At 67.5% G+C, this 16,131-nt stretch carries 16 protein-coding genes; 9 read left to right on the top strand and 7 right to left on the bottom strand.

Annotated features, from left to right (window positions below; all coding sequences use genetic code 11):
- Nucleotides 1-546 precede the first annotated feature (546 nt).
- From HUO13_RS27630 to HUO13_RS27600, 7 genes are all read left to right on the top strand, one after another.
- Entirely contained in the window at nucleotides 547-1,515 is a 969-nt protein-coding gene (locus tag HUO13_RS27630) for a PDR/VanB family oxidoreductase (protein WP_211903200.1), read from the top strand.
- A 454-nt stretch (nucleotides 1,516-1,969) separates the two neighbouring features.
- Complete coding sequence (locus HUO13_RS27625) at nucleotides 1,970-2,797, top strand: helix-turn-helix domain-containing protein (protein ID WP_211897936.1); 828 nt, start codon at nucleotides 1,970-1,972, stop codon at nucleotides 2,795-2,797.
- A gap of 69 nt (nucleotides 2,798-2,866) precedes the next feature.
- A complete protein-coding gene (locus tag HUO13_RS27620; RefSeq protein ID WP_211897935.1) occupies nucleotides 2,867-3,646 on the top strand; it encodes a S1 family peptidase in 780 nt (259 codons plus the stop codon).
- A gap of 288 nt (nucleotides 3,647-3,934) precedes the next feature.
- Nucleotides 3,935-4,390 carry a DUF6653 family protein gene (locus HUO13_RS27615; RefSeq protein ID WP_349253339.1) on the top strand — a complete coding sequence of 152 codons (456 nt, stop codon included), beginning with the start codon at nucleotides 3,935-3,937 and terminating at the stop codon, nucleotides 4,388-4,390.
- Between the two features lie 351 nt (nucleotides 4,391-4,741).
- Entirely contained in the window at nucleotides 4,742-5,221 is a 480-nt protein-coding gene (locus HUO13_RS37745) for an alpha/beta fold hydrolase (RefSeq protein ID WP_249124106.1), read from the top strand.
- Nucleotides 5,222-5,312: 91 nt separating this feature from the next.
- Complete coding sequence (locus HUO13_RS27605; protein ID WP_211897934.1) at nucleotides 5,313-6,179, top strand: SAM-dependent methyltransferase; 867 nt, start codon at nucleotides 5,313-5,315, stop codon at nucleotides 6,177-6,179.
- 383 nt (nucleotides 6,180-6,562) lie between these two features.
- The gene (locus HUO13_RS27600) at nucleotides 6,563-7,630 is read left to right on the top strand and encodes a S1C family serine protease (RefSeq protein WP_249124105.1); all 1,068 of its coding nucleotides are present in this window, start codon (nucleotides 6,563-6,565) and stop codon (nucleotides 7,628-7,630) included.
- A 183-nt stretch (nucleotides 7,631-7,813) separates the two neighbouring features.
- On the opposite strand, the gene HUO13_RS27595 is transcribed toward HUO13_RS27600, so the two are convergent.
- Nucleotides 7,814-9,466, bottom strand: a complete 1,653-nt coding sequence (locus HUO13_RS27595; protein WP_211897932.1) for a BCCT family transporter — start codon at nucleotides 9,464-9,466, stop codon at nucleotides 7,814-7,816.
- 160 nt (nucleotides 9,467-9,626) lie between these two features.
- Here HUO13_RS27595 and HUO13_RS27590 point away from each other — a divergent pair, with 160 nt between their 5' ends.
- Nucleotides 9,627-10,760 carry an IS630 family transposase gene (locus tag HUO13_RS27590; protein WP_211897129.1) on the top strand — a complete coding sequence of 378 codons (1,134 nt, stop codon included), beginning with the start codon at nucleotides 9,627-9,629 and terminating at the stop codon, nucleotides 10,758-10,760.
- Between the two features lie 163 nt (nucleotides 10,761-10,923).
- On the opposite strand, the gene HUO13_RS38415 is transcribed toward HUO13_RS27590, so the two are convergent.
- The 5 genes from HUO13_RS38415 to HUO13_RS27565 form a co-directional block, all read right to left on the bottom strand.
- Nucleotides 10,924-11,364 (bottom strand): universal stress protein, encoded by a 441-nt coding sequence (locus HUO13_RS38415; protein ID WP_211897931.1) that lies wholly within the window; start codon nucleotides 11,362-11,364, stop codon nucleotides 10,924-10,926.
- A gap of 307 nt (nucleotides 11,365-11,671) precedes the next feature.
- Nucleotides 11,672-12,034 carry a LapA family protein gene (locus HUO13_RS27580; protein WP_211897930.1) on the bottom strand — a complete coding sequence of 121 codons (363 nt, stop codon included), beginning with the start codon at nucleotides 12,032-12,034 and terminating at the stop codon, nucleotides 11,672-11,674.
- A 219-nt stretch (nucleotides 12,035-12,253) separates the two neighbouring features.
- A complete protein-coding gene (locus tag HUO13_RS27575; RefSeq protein WP_211897929.1) occupies nucleotides 12,254-13,345 on the bottom strand; it encodes an SPFH domain-containing protein in 1,092 nt (363 codons plus the stop codon).
- 2 nt (nucleotides 13,346-13,347) lie between these two features.
- Complete coding sequence (locus HUO13_RS27570; RefSeq protein WP_211897928.1) at nucleotides 13,348-13,779, bottom strand: NfeD family protein; 432 nt, start codon at nucleotides 13,777-13,779, stop codon at nucleotides 13,348-13,350.
- Nucleotides 13,780-13,970: 191 nt separating this feature from the next.
- A complete protein-coding gene (locus HUO13_RS27565; RefSeq protein ID WP_249124104.1) occupies nucleotides 13,971-15,107 on the bottom strand; it encodes a PucR family transcriptional regulator in 1,137 nt (378 codons plus the stop codon).
- 129 nt (nucleotides 15,108-15,236) lie between these two features.
- On the opposite strand from HUO13_RS27565, the gene HUO13_RS27560 reads away from it, so the two are divergent.
- Nucleotides 15,237-15,797, top strand: coding sequence for a MarR family winged helix-turn-helix transcriptional regulator (locus HUO13_RS27560; RefSeq protein WP_249124103.1), 561 nt, complete (start codon nucleotides 15,237-15,239; stop codon nucleotides 15,795-15,797).
- A 13-nt stretch (nucleotides 15,798-15,810) separates the two neighbouring features.
- Here the strand turns inward: HUO13_RS27560 and HUO13_RS27555 are convergent, their stop codons facing one another.
- Entirely contained in the window at nucleotides 15,811-16,104 is a 294-nt protein-coding gene (locus tag HUO13_RS27555; protein ID WP_211897927.1) for a DUF3040 domain-containing protein, read from the bottom strand.
- Nucleotides 16,105-16,131 lie beyond the last annotated feature (27 nt).

Raw genomic sequence — 16,131 nt, 5'->3', positions numbered from 1 at the left:
CACTCGTGTCGCGACCGTCTCTGCAACGTCAACGCCGCATCTCGGCGGATTAAATCTTCCTTTCTTCAGGCAGAGCCCGGAGGTGATGTCGGCGCACGAGTGAGCGTCGGCTGCCGATGTCTCAGCGAAACAGGTGACCGTCGCCGCGTATCCCTGCCGACGGTGCGGTCCAGTTCAAGGCCGCACGCGGCGGTGCGCGGAGTGGGAACCATTTGATCCGAGTGCCGCGACGGCATGTCGCCGTAGTCCGTCCGGAGCGCTTTTTGAAAGCGCCGGCTGAAACCGCTCGTCAGCAGCCACAACGGCTTCCTCGTCCAATGTTGCAGAACCATGAATTCCAGGTTCAAAAGGTACCCATCTGCGCCGGATCGCTGCTGGCCAGAGGCGCATTCGCTATGCCACTATGCCTCCCGGCAACGCCGATTCTCCCCGTTTCACTGCGGGACTCGGAAATGCGAGCCGGCGATGCCCGTCTCACCCGATCAATCGACGCGAACCCGGTTGCGCTGAACGACCCGCGCGCCCGCGTGCTGAGGGAGGTCCATGATGACCGCGACCGTCCTGTCCACGACCGAGGTGGAGCTCGAGGTGCTGCTCGAGCGCAAGGAAGTCATCGCTGACGGGGTGGTGCTGCTGACGTTGCGCCACCCCGCCGGCGAACCGCTGCCCGAATGGGAGCCCGGCGCGCACATCGATCTGCTGATGCGCGACGACCTGGTGCGCCAGTACTCGCTGTGCGGTGATCCCGCGAACCGCGCGGTCCTCCAGGTGGCCGTGCGGCGCGAGCAGGCCGGGCGCGGCGGTTCGGCGCATGTGCACGACGAACTCGCCGCCGGCGACCTCGTGCGCGTGCGTGGACCGCGCAACAACTTCCGGTTGTTCGAGGCCCCGCGGTACCTGTTCGTGGCCGGCGGGATCGGCATCACCCCGCTGCTGCCGATGATCTCGGCCGCCGAGCAGCGCGGCGCGGACTGGCGGCTGGTTTACGGCGGCCGCACCCGGGCGTCGATGCCGTTCGCCGAGGAGCTCACCATGCGCTACGCCGACCGGGTCAGCCTGCACTCGGCGGATTCCGGCGGCCCGCTCGACCTGCGCAAGCTGCTCAAGCGTCCGGGGCGCGGGACCGCGATCTACTGCTGCGGCCCGGAATCCCTGCTTGCCGAGGCGGAGAACCGCTGCCGCCGCTGGCCGGACGCCTTGCACGTGGAGCGGTTCGCCGCGGTCGCACCGGCCGACGCGGGCCCGGCCACCGCGTTCGACGTCGAGCTCGTGCGCTCGGGTATCACGGTCCGGGTGCCCGAGGACCGCTCGATCCTGGACGTGGTGGAGGATTCGGGGGCACCGGCGATGTCGTCCTGCCGCGAAGGCATCTGCGGGACCTGCGAGACAAGAGTCCTCGACGGCGCGCCCGACCACCGCGACTCGCTGCTGACCGAGTCGGATCGCGCGGCCGGCGACACGATGATGATCTGCGTGTCGCGGGCATGTGGGAGCCGGCTGGTGCTGGACCTGTAGCGCTCGCCTCCAGCCACAGCGAACCGGCGCTTTCCCCGCAGCGCGCCATTTCCGGATCAGCGCTGATCCGGAATCCACCCCGGCCTCTACGCCACGCCGGTTCCGCCTTCCAACAAGTTCCACACGGCCGGAGAAGAACTTCCCGGAATGATTCCGGATCCGTCCACAGCGCAAGAGTTGACGCGCGAGCGGTTACACCGGAATCACCTTCCGTGACCCGTTATTAACCAAGTGATCAGGTCGTCCGAGGTACGGTTCTGCCGCTCGTAGAACGACTCCGCCACGCACAACGCGGGTATTCCAGCAAAACGAGAACGTGCGGCGCGGAAACCAGAGGAAAGGCTGCGTGGAAGGTCACGAATCCTACCGGGCGGTGACCGGCCCACGCCCGCTCACGCCCCCGCGCCGGGCGCTCATCGCACGGCGCACATCCGATCTCGAGGAATCGATCACGATGGTCAAACGCGACGCACGCGCGCTTTCGCCGGAAGCGCTCGAGGAGTTGCGCAGACGTGCGGTCGCCGCGGTCGAATCGGGCAGTTCGCAGGCTCAGGTCGCCCACCTGCTCGGCGTCTCGCGGAAGACCGTCGGCGCGTGGGTGCGGGCCTACCGGCGCGGCGGCGAGAGTGCTCTGCGGCCCAGACCGCGCGGCCGCCGACCCGGCGACCAACTCGCCCTCACCCCCGCCCAGCAGGCCGCGATGATCAACGCGATCGTCGCCGGCGCCCCGGACCGGTACGGCCTCGCGCACCGGCTGTGGAACCGGCAGGCTCTGGCCGACCTCGTGCACCGCGAACACCGCGTGTTGCTCACCCCGGGCACCGCCGGGCAGTACCTGGCGCGCTGGGGGCTGGTCGACGAGACCTACCTGAAGACGATGAAGCAGGCGCAGGTGACCGCGATCGTGCCCCGCCGGTCCCGTCCGCTCGGAGATGACCAGGAGTGGATCCCAGGTGCGGACGTCTTGTGGTTGGCCTGGACCCGGCCGCACGCGCCGGGTCCGGAGAGCACCAGGCGGAACCTCATGATGGGCTTCCGCAACTACTTCGGCGACGTGCACGTGCTGCAGGTGATCTCCACCCGCGGCGTTGTGTTCTTCCTGGCCCGGGTCGGGCAGTTCACCCCGATGCAGGTGGAGGGATTCGTCGATGTCCTGCTGGCGCAGTTCGGCAGCCCGCTGAACCTGGTCGTCTGCCGCTGGCCACCGCACTCCGGAGAGATCCTGCGATCCCGGCCGGCCCGGCACGCCGGGAAGGTTTCGGTGCGCTCCATCGCCGACTGACCGCGCACTCCGCGGCACCCGTCGTCCCCCGTGATCCCGGGGGCTTGTTCCGAAGACGAAGGAGAGATCGTGAAGCTGACTTCTGCCCTTTTCAGCGGCCTGGCCTTGCTCGTGCTCGCCCTGGGTGCACCACCCGCACCGGCCGGCGCCTCGGAGGATCCGGGCACGCTCGTCGTCGGCGGTGCCCGCAGCTCGGAGCAGTACCCGTGGATGGCGTCCCTGCAGCGGGAGGGCAGGCACACCTGCGGCGGCTCGCTGATCGACCAGCAGTGGGTGCTCACCGCCGCGCACTGCGTCCAGGACGCCGCACCGGGCGATCTTGGGCTGCGCATCGGCAGTGCCGACCACACCAGCGGCGGCACCCTCGCTGGCGTGGCGAGGATCGTCGCGCACCCCGCCTACGCCGCCGGTCAGCCGAACGGCGACCTCGCGCTGATCGAGCTGGACAGACCTGTTCCGCAGGAACCGATCCCGATCGCCGAGGCATCGGGGACCGCTGGGACCGAGTCGCGGATCATCGGTTGGGGCCTGACCTGCCCGCTGCGCGGTTGCGGCGAGCCTCCCACCGAGCTGCAGGAGACCCAGACCCGCGTCGTCGACGACGTCGCCTGCTCGCTGAGCGGCATCGACGGCCCGACGGAGATCTGCACCGCCAGCAAGGGACTGCTGTCCGGCAACGCCTGCTTCGGCGATTCCGGCGGCCCGCAGCTGGAAGGCGGACCCGGCGCGTGGCGGCTCACCGGCGTCACCAGCCGGCTCGGCGCGGCCGTCCCGGTCTGCGGCGCCGGCCCGTCGGTCTACACCGACGCCACCGCCTACCGGGACTGGATCGACCAGACCGCGCGCTGAACCAGTCCGTCAGGGCACATCGCCTGGGCCTCCCGCTCATCGGCGACCAGGAACGTGCAGGCGGGTCCGGATGATCTGTCCGGGCGGGCGGCCACGATGGCGGCTGCGACGTCGCCGTCGGAGATGAACCGGATGCGGGCGCGGCTTTGCGGACCTCGGCCACCAGCTGCTCGGGGCGGGAGCGGTCCGGACAGGCGGCTGGGGCTGGTGGGCGCAGCCCTGGAGGAGTACGGTGATCGATGGTGTGCCGGGAAGTCTGGTCGGCGTCTTTGTTGACCGGTCTTCTGGATGGAGCACCCGCGAATGAGATCAACACGGCCGTTCGCTCGTCTTCGCCGCGCGGTGTTCGCGCGGCATTCGAACCCCTGGAGTGCGTGGTCCCGTTGGGTGACCGCACCGCTGGTTCTGGTTCCGGTGTGGACGCGGAGCCGGCGGCACGCCGTGGTCGTCGGCGTGTGGTTCGCGCTCAACCCGGTGGTCTTTCCCGAGCCCGCTGACCAACGGGCGTGGGCGACGAGGGCCATGCTCGGTGAGGAGCTGTGGATCGTTGCCCGTCCCAAGGACGCGGCGTTGGTCGTCAACGCCGCGGCCAGCGGTGCGGGACTGATCGCGCTGGCTGCGGCTTGGCGGCGCCGTCCGGTCCCCGCTGGTGCGGCGACCGTTGCCCAGATGCTGCTGTTGCTCGTGTACTGGGAGCTCATGGCACGCTACTTCGAGGCCCACCGCGATGCTGGGGAGGGCTGATGGCGCTGATCTACCGGACCCGGGCGGGAAAGCAGGAGATCGCTCGCTGGTGTCGCGATCAGCTCGACCAGTGGCACGTTCCGCACACCCGCCGGATGCTCGCGGTGCAGGGCGTTTCCACGCACGTGGTCACGGCCGGGGAGAGCGGTCGCACGGTCGTGTTCCTACCCGGCACGAACTTCAGCGCCGCCACGTGTCTCCCGCTGGCGACCGCGTTGTGCGCGCGTGCCCGGGTCGTCGTCGCCGACCTTCCCGGTCAACCCGGATTGAGCTGCGCAGAACGTACTCCGCGCGGTACTCGACTTGAGTGGTACGGGAGCTGGCTCACCGAACTGATCGACAAGATCTCCGATGAGCAGGTCGTGGTCATGGGGCACTCCCTGGGGGCCGCGAATCGCGCTGTCCAGCGACTCGCGGCGGGTCGGACGCCAAGTTCTGGTCTCGCCCGGCGGCCTGACCAGGCTTCGGCTGACCCCCGCCGTCGTCGCCGCCTCGGCGGCGTGGGTTCTGCGTCGCAGCCCGGCCGCCAGCGCCGGACTGCTGCGCACGATGCACGGCCCGGGCCACACGCCACGTCAGCTGGTGGTCGACTGGATGACTCTCGTGGCCAAGCACGTCCGCACCAGCACCGATCCGGGCAAGGCTCGAATCGCTGCTCGCGACGTGGACCGATCCGTCCTCGTCGGGGACCACGACGTGTTCCTGCCAGTACGCGCTCTCGCGCCGACGGTGCGCGACACCCTCGGGATCGAGCCGCAGATCGTTCCTTCGGCAGGACATCTGATGATCGAGGAACAACCCGCCCGGCTCGCGAGCGCATGTCTCGGCTGACCCGGGAATCGAAGCCGCTGCGGATTCGTCACGCAACTGCGAACGCCCGATGCGCCCGATGCGCCCGAACAGTTTGAAAGGACGTGCGAGCATGGACAACCCGGTGGCGCAGACCGCGGTTGGTCCGGTCGCCATCGTTGCGATCGACCAGCACGAGGACATTCCACTCGTGCGGTCCGATGTGGCTTACTGGATGCTTCCGGCGTCGGGGAGGTTGATCGCTACACTCACGAGGATTCCGGTGGTGCGGCGGTTGCTGATCAACGCTGCGGAGAAGAAGATTCCGGGCCTGTGGGCGAGCATGCTGTGCCGCAAGCGCTACATCAACGACCAGATCCGCGACGCGGTCCGTGCCGGGGTCGAGACAGTGGTGGTCCTCGGTGCGGGATTGGATGATTGCGCCTACCGCTTGCGATGGTTGTCGGACACCGTGGTTTTCGAGGTCGACTTGCCGAAGAACATCAGCCGCAAGCGGGCGTTGCTGAAAAGGCTCTACGGCAAGGTGCCGGATCACGTCAGGCTGGTGCCGATCGACTTCGAGACCGGGGACCTCAACCAGGTGCTCGCCGAACACGGCCACCGGAACGACGACACGACCGCGTTCGTCTGGGAGGCCGTCACGCAGTACCTGACCGAGACCGCGGTACGCCGGACTCTCGACGCCCTCGCTACGGCCGCGGGCGGCAGCCGACTGGTCTTCACCTATGTGCGCCGGGATTTCCTGGACGGGGCGGAGCTCTACGGCGGGGAAGCGCTCTATCGGGAATACGTCGTCGAGCGCCGGTTGTGGCGCTTCGGGATGGATCCCGGTGAGGTCGCCGGGTTCCTGTCCGAGTACGGCTGGCGGCTGACCGACGACGCCGGACCGCGCGAGTTCGCTGACCGCTACCTCCAACCGACCTGTCGCGAGCTGACCGCGAGCGAGGTGGAACGCTCCGCCTGCGCCGAGAAGGTCTGACCGCAAGGCGACGGAGGTGGGCTCCGGATGACCGTGATCGGTCAGTCCGAGGTCGACGCTTCCGGCGTTCTTCCTCTTCTTCTTGGCATCCGGGTGATGGCGTGACCGGGACATTGCGCAGCAGATCGTGACGTGTTGGTGCCCTCTTCGGGCTCCGTGCACCGTCCGCTCGTGTTCGGGTGGCATGAGGTCCACCGGTTACGAGGGCGGAATCGGCCTGCGTCGGCAGTGGCGCCCCGTCACAGGAGAGCCGTCTCCGCTCGGCAGGCATCGCCTGCATGCGCGGGCTACCGTGGACCCGGTTCCGACGCCACTCACCCAGGCCAACGGCCGAACGGAGGCCGTGCACTCCGCCGTGCTGCGTGACCGAAGGGAGGAGGAAGGTGACCGAACGATGTCCGGCGCACTCGAAGCGCCTCTGGCACCGCTGGGCAGGAATCGCTGTCACCCTGGTACTGGTCGTCCTCGGGGCGTGTACCGACCTGTCCGATCGCCAGCCACCCCCAGGCCAGGACCAGCAGGAGACGAACGCCTCGCCGCCGGGTGAAGCCGGCACACTCGCGGTCGTGCCGGATCTCGTCGAGCGCCTCGGGCCCTCGGTCGTGACCGTGCAGCTTTCCGAAGGTTCCGGCAGCGGCGTGGTGTACCGGGCGGACGGTCTGATCGTCACCAACGAACACGTGGTTCGCGGAGCGCGTGAAGTCACCGTTGCCTTCGCCGACGGCACCCGAGCCCAGGGCCAGGTCCGGGCGACCGATCGCCGCACTGACCTCGCGGTCGTGCAAGTACCACGTCACGACCTGCCCGCTCCGCAATTCGCCCGCGAGCTACCCCGCAAGGGTGTGCTCGCCGTCGCGATCGGCACACCACTGGGCTTGGAGAACACGGTCACCAGCGGCATCGTTTCGGGCCTCGGCCGCGAGGTCCCCGCAGCAGCCCACGCAGACGACATCCCACTGATCGACCTGATCCAGACTGACGCGCCGATCTCACCCGGCAGCTCCGGAGGTGCCCTGCTCGACGCCGCGGGCCGGGTTATCGGCATCAACCAGGCTTCCGCTCCATCGCAGCTGGGAGCGGAATCCATCGGGTTCGCCATCCCGTCGACCACGGTCGTCAGCACCGTCGAACAACTGCTGGCCGACGGCACCGCACAACACCCCTACCTGGGCGCCTCGATGGTGACCGTCACCGACACGCTGCGACAGGCGATGAAGCTGCAGGTCCAACGCGGTGCGATCGTGCTCAACGTCGAGCCCGACAGCCCAGCTGCCGCCGCAGGTGTGCAACCCGCGGACGTGATCGTGCGCTTCGCTGGTCAGGACATCACCAATGTCGAAAACGTTCTCGGTGCTCTGCGGAACATTCCACCCGGCCAAACCGCCCCGCTCACCGTACGTCGAGGCGGCCAGGCCGTGGAACTCACCGTCACTGTGGCTGAACGGCCCTGAAGCAGCCTGCCCCGTAATGATCAAGTACCGGTGGCGTGCATGGGAAAGCGCAACCTGAGGGAGGTCAGCTGGCCACCGCACCCGTTGCTGTGGCAGGACCGACTGCGGTCGTGTCCACTTCGGTCGGTGGCCTTTCGTCGAACTGGGTGTCGATGCCAGGAGGGTGGCCTTCTAGGCCACGGTTCATGGGGACTCGGGTGGGCAGCGCGTCTGGGATGGTGATGCGTCGTCAGGCCGGGTGGGGCGGTCTGTGCGTTGTGTGCTTCGGCGGAGGTCTTCGAGCGGTCGTGGGGGACGGGGTACGACTGCCGTGAGCCGTTCGGTTCTCAACCCGCGGACGAGTCCCAGGCATAGGAACAGCAGGACGATGCAGAACGGCATTCCGGCCGCGATCGAAGCGGCCTGCAGCGCACTGAGGGCGTCGCTCGCGCCCGCGCCGCCGGCGAGGAGAAGAACGGCGGCGATGACGCCTTCCAGCACGGCCCAGAACAACCTCTGCTGCCACCTCGGGTGGGGGTCGCCGCCGTTGGTGAGGATGTCGATGACCAGCGACCCGGAGTCCGAGGAGGTGGCGAAGAACAGCACGACCACGAGGATGGCGACCACCGAGGCCACGAAGGTCATCACGGCGTGCACCGGTAGCTGGTTGAGCAGAACGAACAGTGCCGATTCTGAACTTGCTTGCGCCAGTGGGTTGTGGGGGTCGTCCAACAGCAGTTGCAGCGCGGAGTTCCCGAAGATCGTCAGCCACACGATCGACGCACCGACGGGAGCGAGCAAGGTGCCGAGGATGAACGCTCGAATGGTTCGACCGTAGGAGATTCGTGCGATGAACATGCCCACGAACGGTGACCATGAGATCCACCAGCCCCAGTAGAACAGGGTCCACGAGGCTTGCCATTCCTGGGCTGCGCTGTCGCCGGGGAAGGTTTGGAGGCTGAGCCCGGCGAGATTCTGCAGGTAGTGTCCGGTGTTGGCGGCGATCGTGTTCAACAGGTCCAGCGACGGGCCGGCGAAGAACACGAACAGCATCAGACCGAACGCCAACCACAGGTTGATCAGCGACAGGCGGCGGATGCCCTTGTCGATGCCCAGCATCACCGACACGACCGCGATGGCCGTGATGCCCAGCACCAGCAGCACCTGCAACGTCGTGGTGTTGGTGATGTCGAACAGCGCGCTCACTCCGGCGCCGACCTGCTGGCCGCCGATTCCCAATGATGTGGCCAGGCCGAACAACGTGCCGAACACCGCCAGAATGTCGACGAGATTGCCGGCCCAGCCGTTGATTCTGTCTCCGAGCAGCGGGTAGAGGGCGGCGGCGGGCCGCAGCGGCAAGCCGCGGCGGAACGCGAAATAGCCCAGGGACAGACCGAGCACGATGTAGATCGCCCATGGATGCAGGCCCCAGTGGAAGAACGTGTAGCTCATCGCGTTCTCGGCCGCTTCGCCCGTACCCGGCTGCCCGGTCGGCGGGCTCGTGAAATGGGTGACGGGTTCGCTGACCGCGTAGAACACGAGACCGATGCCTATGCCCGCGGTGAACAACATCGCGAACCAGGCCAGGTTGCTGTACTCGGGCACGGAATCGGGAGGTCCCAGCTTGACCGCGCCGTAGCGGCTGACCATGAGCGCCAGCACGAAGATCAGGAAGAACGTCGCGGCGATGACGTAGAGCCACTCGAAGTACGTCGTGATGAACGTGTTGGCCGCATTCGCCGCACTCGACACTTGGCCTGGCGCGAACACGCCCCACAAGACGAACCCCACGGCGACGAAGCCGGCGGTGACGAACACAGGTGGGTTGGTGTGCGTCTTGATGTACTCGCGAACCATCGGAACGTCACCGCCCCGCCAGGCCGTCGGCACTCATGCGGGCGCACAACGACGCTGCACACCAGGCTAGTGCCGTGTCAGGCAGGGTTTGCCCTGTTTGATCGCGACGCGCCGTGGTTGGTGCCGCATAGGTTGGTGTGATCGTTTCAGACTGTGGATCATGGCTGAGCGGGTACGGGTTCGGGAGCTCGATGACGATGAGGGCAACCGGTTGTTGCGGATCATTCGTCGTGGCAGTGGGTCGGTGGTGACCTGGCGCAGGGCGCAGATGGTGCTGCTGTCCGCGCAGGGCATGCCGGTGGCCAAGATCGCGACAGTGGCGTTCACCAGCGAGGATCGGGTTCGAGACGTGATCCACAACTTCAACACCGACGGGTTCGACTCGCTGTACCCGAAATACAAGGGTGGACGTCCGCCGACGTTCACTCTGCCGCAGCGGCGAGAGATCAAGAAGGTCGCCAAGTCCAAGCCTGCCGAGCACGGGCTGCCGTTTTCGACCTGGAGTCTGACCAAGCTGGCGGATTTCCTGGTCGCCGAGGGGGTGGTCGAGGACATCAGCCACGAGGGCCTGCGCGCGATCCTGCGCGCGGAAGGGGTGTCGTTTCAACGGATAAAGACCTGGAAGACCTCCCGGGATCCGGACTATGCGGTGAAGAAAGCTCGTATCGAGCACCTGTATGCGATCGCCGACGGCGAGATCGTCGGCGAGACCGACGATCCGACCGTGGTGTTCAGCATGGACGAATTCGGGCCACTGAACCTGCAACCCCACCCAGGACGGCAGTGGGCCGAGCGGGGTGGCAAGCACAAAGATCCCGGCCGTGACCCCCGGCCCCGGCAACGAGCTACCTACACGCGTCCCCACGGGGTCCGCCACCTGCTCGCCGCTCTCGACCTGGCCACCGACAGAATGTACGGACACGTCAAGACATCCAAGAAGCGAACCCAGTTTCTCCAGTTCTGCCGCTACCTGCGCGGTCTGTATCCACCGAAGGTGCGCATCGCGATCGTCTGCGACAACGCCAGCCCGCATCTGAGCACCCGGATCGACACCAGGGTCTCGGTCTGGGCTGAGGCCAACAACGTCGAGATCGCCTACACGCCAACGAACTCGTCCTGGATCAACCGCATCGAGGCTCAATTCACCGCGCTGCGCTACTTCACCCTCAACGGCACCGACCACACCAGCCACACCGAACAAGCCAGCATGATCCGCCGCTACATCGCCTGGCGAAACCGCAACACCGACAACCCCCGACTACGCAAGATCGTCCAACGGGCAAACGTAGCCTGACGCAGCACTAGTCGTGACGCCGTAGGCAGCATAACGGCACGCTCGTCCACACCTGTATTCCTCGGCAGTTGCCGAGGTGGATGAGGAAGCGGTGCAGTCCAGTTGCGAAGAACCGAGCAAGCTCGGTTCTTCGCTGCGCCGCGGCCGGTGCTTGTCATCGAGCTCAGCTCGTTGACTGGTCAGCTCGGACGAGGACGACCGGGCAGGGTGCGTGCCGGAGAAACTCCCTTACCACTGATCCGACCAACAGCCCCGCGAGCGCTCCTCGGCCGGTGTCGCCGAACACGGCCAGATGTGCTTGGCGTGCATTCTCGAGTAGCACGTCAGATGGAACACCACGTTGTACGGATGCCTCTACCGCGCAGTCCGGCACGGCTCTTCTCACGTCCGTAAGCGCGGATTCCAGTGCGGTCCGTGCGTGCGTCTCTTGCTCGTCCACCGGTTCGGCGATCTTGTCGGCGAATGGCGGCGGAATTCGCCACGCGGTCACGGCGCGCACCTCACCGCCGACCCTGTGTGCATAGTGCGCGGCCCACCGTAGCGCTGCATGTGAGCCTGGTGATCCGTCGACACCTACTACGACGCACTCTTTCGTCGGATTCATAGGACGTCCTCTGCTGGTAGGGGAGTGCCATGCGCGGATTCCGCGCTTGCACTCGAACGGAAACCTCGATCCGCGCGAAGCCGGGAGCGGCATCAACCGTGTTTCGGACGTGCAATGAGATGGAAGCCCGGCACCGTCGTAGGGACTGAACCAGGCCGGTAAGCAGCTCGCTGCTGAGGCTGCTTGAATGCCCGCGGCGATCGGGAGATCCTCCCGAGACGGGGAACGGTCACTCCGGTCCCCGGCCAGGGCGCAGGACTCCGCCCGTCGGCGCGCCGCAGTCCCGATGTGGCCTGGCATCGCCGACTCAGCGCTGTGCAGTTCCCCGCTTCCGTGCGGTGCCCCGCAGCTGCAGAATGCGTGCCGTCGCGGCGAGCGCGATCAGCAGGCCGCCGCCGAGCGCGGCGAACAGCATCGCCACACCCAGTGCCAGAGTGCCTTGGGCCCAGAGGAACTGGACGGTGACGCTCGCGGGATTCTGCATGATGAACACCAGGAGGAACGCCAGCACGATCGCCGCGACGACGACCGCGGCCCACAGGCCGCTGACGCGTGTGTGCCCAACGTGCCGCAAGGGCGTGCCCGGGTTCTCCGGCTTGGCAGGGCCGGATTCCCCCACGACCCTGTGCTGGCCGATGTCGTTCAGATGACTGTTGCTGTTGCGTTCCATGACAAACCATTCCTTGCTCTGCTGTCGATCTCGACTCGGTTCGCGGATGCCGTCGAAGCGTTGTGTGCAACCTGCAATAGCTTGCAACCTTGCAAACAAGCATGTGCGCCGATGCAGGTGCATCACAACGAGGGGGACCGGCTGTGTTCGCCGTGGCTTCGTTTCATCCTTTCGGCAAGGTCGGCGCGCGGCGTCGAGCCCGTTGCCGAAGCATGGCGATCAGCTGTGGAGGCGCGTGGAGAGTTCTCCCTCGCCTCGTGGAGCAGGTGTGGTGACGTCCGGCTGAGAACCGTGGGCGGTGATATGGCCGGTGGCGTCGGTCCGGGCCGCGTCAGCGACCGCCTCTGCGGCTTCCTCCGCCGCGTGGGCCGCGTCCTCGACCGCACGGCTCTCCGATGCGTCGGACGAGGTTTCGCGGGTGGACTCCGACTTCGGCAGGGACTCGGTGAATGCGCGTGATACGTCTTCCAGCGCTGAGGTGAGCTCACCGGGAATGACCCAGAAGGTATTGCCCGGGCCCTGGGCGAGCTGGGGCAGCACGCTGAGGTACTGGTAGGCGAGCAGCTTGGGGTCGGGGTCGTTGCGGTGGACGGCCTGGAAGATCTGATCGATGGCCCGGGACTGGCCTTCGGCCTTGAGGATCTCGGCGGATCGGCTTCCCTCGGCACGGAGTACGGCGGCCTGCTTGTCACCCTCGGCGGTCAGGATCTGCGATTGGCGTTGTCCCTCGGCGCCCAGGATCACGGCGCGCTTGTCGCGCTCGGCGCGCATCTGCTTCTCCATCGCGTCCTTGATGGTGCGCGGTGGGTCGATCGCCTTGATCTCCACCCGGTTGACGCGCAGTCCCCACTTCCCGGTGGCGTCGTCGAGAACGCCGCGGAGCTGGCTGTTGATCGTGTCGCGGGAAGTGAGGGTGCGTTCCAGGTCCATCGAGCCGACGACGTTGCGCAGCGTGGTCACCGTCAGTTGTTCGACGGCCTGCAGGTAGCTGGCGATCTCGTACGCGGCGGCTCGTGGGTCGGTCACCTGGAAGTACAGCACCGTGTCGATCTCGACGACGAGGTTGTCCTCGGTGATGACGGGCTGCGGCGGGAACGAGACGACCTGTTCGCGCAGGTCGATCTTGGGGTGGACGTGGTCGATGTAGGGGATGACGAAGTTGAGTCCCGGTCGCAGCGTGCGGTGGTAGCGCCCGAGCCGCTCCACGTTGCGGGCGCGTGCCTGCGGCACGATCCGCACCGTCCGGATCACGGTGAAGATGGCGAGCAGAGCGATGAGCAGGCCCGCGATCAGCGCGGCCGAGACTTCCATGGTCACTCCCGCGGGTAGACGATGGCGGTGGATCCGTTGATCTGCATGACGTCGACGGTCGTGCCCGCAGGGATGACCAGGGTTTCGTCGAAGCTGTGTGCCGTCCATTCCTCGCCGTCGAGGCGGATCCGGCCGTCCCACGCGGTCACCTCTCTGAGGGTGTAGGCGGGCTTGCCGATGAGTGCGTCGACGCCGAAACGCTGGGTTTGCGGGCCGAGCATGTGCCGTGCCGCGATCGGCCTCACCAGCAGGACGCTCGCTGCGGAGGCAAAGGCGAACACCACGAGCTGCACGGGCAGGGGCACGCCGAGCGCCGCGAGCCCGGCTGTGATCAGGGCGGCGCCACCCAGCAGCCCGAGCGCCGCGGTCAGCGTGAAGATCTCCGCCACGCCCAGCACGACGGCGAGCAGCAACCAGACGAGCCACGCGTCCATGCACGACCCTCCTCACCCCGACGAGATCACAGGCACGAAGGGAACCAACCTTGGCGAGAGCATGTGCTGCACCGGTGCGGTAGACAAGTGGGCCTACCGGCCAATTGCGCGTCGCCTTGGTTTCCGGATACCTGCAGTCAGCGGGCGTTAACGTCGGTCGTCGACCGTGGGCGGCGTGCGAGCTGGGCTGGTCAACCGGGCCAGGAGAGGAGGCGTGCACCGAGGACGGCGGCTTGCAGGGTGAAGCGCTGGGTCGGTTCGGTCGCCGAGTACCCGCTGAGGGTCCGCACCCGATCGAGCCGGTAGGACACCGCGCGGACGCTCAGGTTCAGCTCGTCGGCGGCGGCCTGGATCGTGCCCTGGTCGAAGTAGGCCGCGAGCGTTTCGATGAGCGGCCCGGCGCCTCCACGTGCGCTCTGCAGGGGCGCCAGTACCGTCGCGATGAGATCTTCGATCGCGGCGCGGTCCCGCAGCAGGACCTGGAAGACGAGGAAGTCGGTTGATCGGACGACGCGCTCGCGGAAAGCGAGTCGGGCGGCGAACTCGACGCTGGCACGGGCTTCCTCGTAGGAGCGGAGTACGCCTCCGGGCCCGGGGTGGGCGCGTCCGATGCCGACCCGCCATTCGTGATGGGCTAGTGCCCTGGCGACTTGACGCGCCAACTCGGTGCATGCCTGCGGAAGCGTGCTGGGAGCGATGCAGACGAACATGCCGTCCTTGGTCGTGAACAGCAGTTGTCCGGCACCGAAGTGCTGAAGCAGGACGGTCTCCACGTCGTGCAGGGCGTGGGTGGTCTCGTCGAGCGGTTCGTCGGACTTGACGATCGCGACGATGTGCGCTTCGGCGAGGCGCAGGCCGAACCGCTGGGCGCGTTCGGCGAGGCTGCCGGGGTCGCCGCGGCCGTAGAAGAGGTCGTCGATGAACTCGCGCCGGGCGGCCTCCTCCTGCCTCAAGGCCAGCCGGTGCGCGTCCTCGTAGCCCTCGGTGGCCGCGACGACGGCGTCGTTGACCGCGCGAAGGCCGGCGTCCACGCTCCGCGGCGGCTTCGGCTTCGCCGGGGGCGCGGATCGAGCTCGCCGCCAGGTGGTTCGGGTCGCGGTGAGGTATCGCTCCAGCAGGGTGCGGAGTGCGACGCCGCCTTCGGCCGCTTGGCGGCCGGCTTCGCGGCAGCTGGCAAGTTCGTGGCCGGTCAGCTTCCGTCCGGTGGACAGCACGCTGGTGAGCATCTCGGGGTAGCCTGCGAGGATCGGGTCGTCGGGACCGCTCGTGCGAGACCCGCGTGCGGATCCGGGGCGCGGCGCGTGCTGCCCGCGCACTGCGCTGCTCATGTCCGCTCCCCTTCGAGTCTTGCGGGTGACGCGCAACGAAGCGGTGTCCGGCGTGCTCGATTGTGTCATGGCTGGGGTGGTGCCAGCATCTGTTCGCGAGGTGCGCGCAAGCGGCCGAACGGAGTAATCGTGTCCCAGTTGCCCTCTGCTCCCGGCGCGGCAGAAGATCCGGTCGCGAGTGCGTTCCAGGCTGTCGGCCGGGCGATGATCGCTGTCACCACGCGCAGCCTCGCCGGGCTGGACAGCGACGTCACCCTCCCGCAGTACCGTGCGCTGGTGTCCCTGGTCTCGCTAGGCCCGCAGCGCACGAGCGACCTCGCTCAGGAGCTGGGTGTCGCCGCCTCCACCGCGACGCGGCTGGCCGACAGGCTCGTCTCGAAGGGGCTGGTGACTCGCAGCAGGCACAAAGGCGATCTTCGGGTGACGTGGTTGACCCTGACCGGTGCGGGCAAGGCGTTGTTGGGGGAGGCGATGCGCTTGCGGCGCGCGGAGATCAGCAGCCTGGCGAGGGCGGCCTCGGCCGCCACCGGGCACGAGGACGAGTTGGCAGCGGCGCTCAACGCCTTCGCGGAGGCAGCTCGCGAGCCCGTCGATGCCGAGTGGTGGAGCAGGTGGGGGCAGTGCGACCACACGGTCGACGGAGCAGTCGTCACTGACCGCAACACCCGCTCGAAATCACGTTCGAGTTGAACCCTCGCGGCTTTCACCAGGTCTGCGGGTGCTCGTGGGAGTCCGGGTCGCCTCGGGAGCCGTAGTGCCAGGACACCGCACCGATACCGAGGCACGCGCCAATGAAGACCAGGACCGGCACACCCAGCACGGCGCCGATTAGAACCAGCGCAACACCGACGACCACTGCTGCCGTGGTCAGCAAGCACCACCGATCCGGCGGCCACTTCGCCGGAGCGGTGCCGACGTAGGCGGCCAGTCCGGGATCGTTGGCTTCGAACCAGCCCTCGATCTCTCGCAGCCGGCGCCGCTCGTACCGGCTCAGCATGACTGTTCTCCCGACTGGTGCGTTTCC

Origin of the sequence: Saccharopolyspora erythraea (assembly GCF_018141105.1) — a bacterium.
Classification (GTDB): Bacteria; Actinomycetota; Actinomycetes; order Mycobacteriales; family Pseudonocardiaceae; genus Saccharopolyspora_D; species Saccharopolyspora_D erythraea_A.
This window is presented reverse-complemented; position numbering and strand designations above follow the sequence as displayed.